Source organism: Schleiferilactobacillus shenzhenensis LY-73 (genome assembly GCF_000469325.1).
Taxonomy (GTDB): Bacteria; Bacillota; Bacilli; order Lactobacillales; family Lactobacillaceae; genus Schleiferilactobacillus; species Schleiferilactobacillus shenzhenensis.
Map to the genome: position 1 here is coordinate 138,132 of NZ_KI271587.1, position 4,259 is coordinate 142,390.

Genomic DNA, 4,259 nt, shown 5'->3' on the forward strand with positions numbered 1-4,259 from the left:
GAACACTCCCCACAAGAAAACAGCCTAAGACAAGTCCTTCGGTAGGACCCATCTCAGGCTGCTTTTCTCACTGATCAGTTCGTCGGCTGGGCGTAGGAGATTGATGAGAACTTATTGTAGGACTTGATAAACAGAAGCTTGACGGTGCCCCGGGCGCCGGAACGGTTCTTCTCAATGATCACTTCGACCACCCCGGCGTCGGAGTCTTCGTCCTCCGAGCTGGTCGGCGCGTTCCCGCCGCCACCGCTGTCGCCGCCGTAGCTGTCGTCATCATCGCCGTCCTCGTCCCGGTAATAGTCGTCCCGGTACAGGAATGCGACGATGTCGGCATCCTGCTCGATAGAGCCGGATTCCCGAATATCAGACAGCACTGGCCGCTTATCCTGCCGCTGCTCCACGCTCCGGGAGAGCTGGGACAGGGCGATGACCGGCACGTGCAGTTCCTTCGCCAGCATCTTCATCTGCCGTGAAATGGCAGACACTTCTTGCTGGCGATTCTCTTGGCCGGTCCCCTCGATCAGCTGCAGGTAATCGACCACGATCAAGCCCAAGTTGCCCTGTTCTTTGGCCAACCGGCGGGCTTTGGCCCGAATATTGGCCATCTTAATGCCCGGCGTGTCGTCGATGAAGATCTTGGCCTTCGCCAAGCTGCCCATGGCAACGACCAGACTTTCCCACTCATTGTCTGTCAGTTGGCCAGTACGCAGGTGGTTGGCTTCGATGCTGCCCTCGGCACAGAGCATCCGATTGACCAGCTGCTCGGCGCCCATTTCCAGGCTGAAGATGGCGACGGCCGTATCGCTCTTGGTCGCCACGTTCTGGGCGACGTTCAAGGCGAAGGCCGTCTTCCCCACCCCGGGTCGGGCGGCAACAATGATCAGTTCGTCCTCGTGCAGGCCCGCCGTAATCAGATCCAAATCCCGGTAACCGGTCGAAAGGCCGGTGATGTCGTCGTTGTTTTTCGACAGTTCCGTCACCTTGGAGAAGGCTTCCTGCAAGACATCGTCGATGCGCCGGAAACCGTTCTGCTGGGTGGTATCCGATACCGCCATAATCTCTTTCTCGGCGTTGTCCAAGACATCGGAGACATCGCCCTCCGGATTGTAACCCGTCTGGACGATGTGGGTGGCCGTATCGATCAGCCGCCGCAGAGTGGCTTTCTCTTTGACGATTTGGGCGTAGTAGACGACGTTGGCCGCCGTCGGCACCTTTTCTGCCAATTCGACTAAGTAGCTGACACCACCGGCATCGGCCAACTGCTGGCGGGCGGTGAGTTCGTTGCTCAGGGTGACGGCGTCGATGCTCACGTCCCGGTCAGAAAGTGCGACCATCGCCGCGAAGATGTACTGGTGGGCTTTCTTATAGAAATCGTCCGCCGTGACGTAAGCCATGGCCTCGACCAGGGCATCACGGGACAGAAAAACAGCGCCGAGAACGGATTGCTCGGCATCGTTATCCTGGGGTGGTGTCCGATCGATCAATTCGTTATTCACGCTGTTTGATTCCTCGATTCATGAATTCAATTATTTCCCGGGAAATTAATCCTGCTGGGTCACGTGCACGCGAATAACCGCATCCACGCCGGGCGCCAAACGGACCGGGACGTTGGTGTAGCCCAGCGACCGAATCGGTTCCGGCAGGTCGATCTTGCGCTTGTCGACCTTCAAGCCGAACTGCTTGTCCAGGGCTTGGGCAATCTGCTTGCTGGGAATAGAACCGAACAGCTTGGCATCAGCCCCGGCCTTCGATTGAATCTGGACGACCGTCTTGTCATCCTCGATCTTGGCCTTGAACTGCTTGGCCTCTTCCAGCTCCTCAGCCCGCTGCTTGGCTTCCGCCCGCTGTTTGCCCTTCAGCTCGCTCATAGCCTTGGGGGTTGCTTCCTTGGCTTTGCCTTGCTTGAATAAGAAATTTTGGGCGTAACCATCGGGGACATCCTTGATGTCGCCCCGGTTGCCTTTGCCGCGTACGTCTTGTAAGAAAATGACTTTCATTGGTTTTCTTCCCTTCTCGATATTGGCCGGCCCGGTCTGCCTGAAGCGGTCCGGGCCGCCGTGCTACTCTTCGTCGGCCGCCACCAGCTGGGTCAGAATATCCTTCAGCTGCTGGCGGGCCTGGGCGATGGTGGTGTTCTTCAGCTGAGTGGCCGCATTGGACAAGTGGCCGCCGCCGCCCATTTTCTCCATGATCACCTGGACATTGACCCGGCCCAGGGAGCGGGCCGAGATACCGATGACGCCGTCGATCCGCTTAACGATGACGAAGGAGGCTTCGATGCCGGCCAGCGACAGCAGCGTATCCGCCGCTTGGGCGGCCACCACCGGATCATAGACTTCGTCCTCTTCACCGGTACACAGGGCCATGTTCGGCTCGACCATCTCGATCGTTTCAATCAGGTGGTTCTTCTGGATGAAGTTGTTCACATCTTCCTTGAGCAGTTCCTGTACCAGTGTACTATCTGCACCCACTGACCGTAAATAGGAGGCCGCGTCGAATGTCCGCGTGCCGGTGCGCAGCGAAAAGCTGTGGGTATCGACGGTGATCCCGGCCAGCATCGCAGTGGCTTCCAGCTTGCTCAGGCCCGCCACGTTCTTGGGCTGGTACTCGAACATCTCCGTGATCAGTTCGCAGGTCGAACTGGCGTAAGGTTCAATGTACACCAGCATCGGGTTCTCCGGGAACTCCTCGCCCCGGCGGTGGTGGTCAATGACGATGAGCCGCTGGGACAGCCGCTGACACAGCTCCGGCGAGATGGAGATCGACGGCTTGGAGTGGTCCACCAGGATCAACAGTGTCTTGTCGGTCACCTGGTTCAAGGCCTCGGTGGGCGTCAAGATATGCTTGGCCACCTCCGGCTGTTCCTCCACCCGCTGCAGCAGGCGCTGCACGTCGGAGTGCACGTCGTTGGCATCGACAATCACATCGCATTCCTTGCCGTTCATCTCGGCGATACGGCGAATCCCCAGGGATGCACCGATGGCATCCATGTCCGGGCGGGCGTGACCCATCACGTAAATCTTATCGACTTGCTTGAAGATTTCTTGCAGGGCTTGGGAGATCATCCGAGCGCGCACCCGCGTCCGTTTCTCCATCGGGTTGGTCCGGCCGCCGAAGAAGCGGGCCGGGGAATCCGGCGACTTGACGACGACCTGGTCGCCGCCCCGGCCCAGAGCCAGGTCCAGGTTGGACTGGGCGTCGTTGGCCAGCGTGGCCAGGTTCGGGTTGCCGTAAGCGAAGCCGATGGAAAGGGTCAGCGGATAGTTCTGTTTCGACGTATCCTGGCGAATCACATCGAGGATCTTGAACTTATCGTGTTCCGCCTCTTGCAGCCGGGCCATGTAAGCCATCACGAAGAAGTGGTCGTCGTCCACCCGCTTGATGAACATGTGGTAGTGGTTCGCCCAGTCCGTCAGTTTGTTCGTGACATAGTTGTTCATATTAGAAATCGCCTGGTCGTCCATCGACTGGGTGATCTCGTCGTAGTTGTCCAGGAAGACCTGGCCGATCGCCACTTGCTGGGCGTTGAGCTGGTCTTCGATTTTAGCGTACTTGGTGATGTCCAGCAGGTAGATGACGCCCAGATCGTCCTGGACCGTCATCTCAAACTGGTTGTCGCCCCACTTGATCTGGTGCGGCGTATCGTCGCCGCTATACTTGGCGACAAACTGGCCCAAGTCCGGCAGGCTGTCGTCCAGCGTCTTGCCCAAGATGTCTTTCTTCCCAATATATTGCTGGAAGAACGGGTTCGTCCACTGCACGACCTTCCGATCGTTGTACAGCAAGATCCCAATCGGCATCTGAATGAGTGCTTCCTGCTCGCCCCGCTTGATGCGGTAGGTGAGGTCAGAAACGTACTTCTGGGTGTCCTGGGTGATCACTTCCGCCGCGTAGTAAACACTGACGACCAGGGCCAAGAACAGTACCGTCAAGGCCAGGCCGATCCAGAACGAGTTGAAGTAACTCAGAATGATCGTCGCCAGGGATAAACCGATGATCACCAAGAAAATGGTCATCACCCGGGCATTGCGCATGAAAGCCGGGAGCTTGATGCGTTGGAACACGTTCTTCATTTGTAGTCTTCCTTCTCTTTGAATCGCGTTTGGGAGCTGTGACAGAACTCTTCCGCGCACCGTGCCAAAGCTCCGGCAAAATGGGCTGGAACGTGGTGGGCACGGCTTGTAGCCTTTTAGCAAAAATCGCTAAAAGCCGCCAAGAATGATTTCACCACTGAGCCCATTTTGCCTCCGCTTGCTACGCGT

At 57.8% G+C, this 4,259-nt stretch carries 3 protein-coding genes; all 3 read right to left on the reverse strand.

Annotation, left to right across the window (positions count from 1 at the left end):
* Window positions 1-74: 74 nt before the first annotated feature.
* The gene (gene dnaB, locus L248_RS06840) at window positions 75-1,493 is read right to left on the reverse strand and encodes a replicative DNA helicase (protein ID WP_022529413.1); all 1,419 of its coding nucleotides are present in this window, start codon (window positions 1,491-1,493) and stop codon (window positions 75-77) included.
* Between the two features lie 45 nt (window positions 1,494-1,538).
* Window positions 1,539-1,994, reverse strand: coding sequence for a 50S ribosomal protein L9 (rplI, locus tag L248_RS06845; RefSeq protein ID WP_022529414.1), 456 nt, complete (start codon window positions 1,992-1,994; stop codon window positions 1,539-1,541).
* A gap of 63 nt (window positions 1,995-2,057) precedes the next feature.
* Complete coding sequence (locus L248_RS06850) at window positions 2,058-4,070, reverse strand: DHH family phosphoesterase (RefSeq protein WP_022529415.1); 2,013 nt, start codon at window positions 4,068-4,070, stop codon at window positions 2,058-2,060.
* Window positions 4,071-4,259 lie beyond the last annotated feature (189 nt).

What these genes read in the sequence shown, in the direction of transcription:
- rplI (WP_022529414.1), bottom strand. Translation starts at nt 1,994, where the DNA reads ATGAAAGTCATTTTCTTACAAGACGTACGCGGCAAAGGCAACCGGGGC.
- L248_RS06850 (WP_022529415.1), bottom strand. Translation starts at nt 4,070, where the DNA reads ATGAAGAACGTGTTCCAACGCATCAAGCTCCCGGCTTTCATGCGCAAT.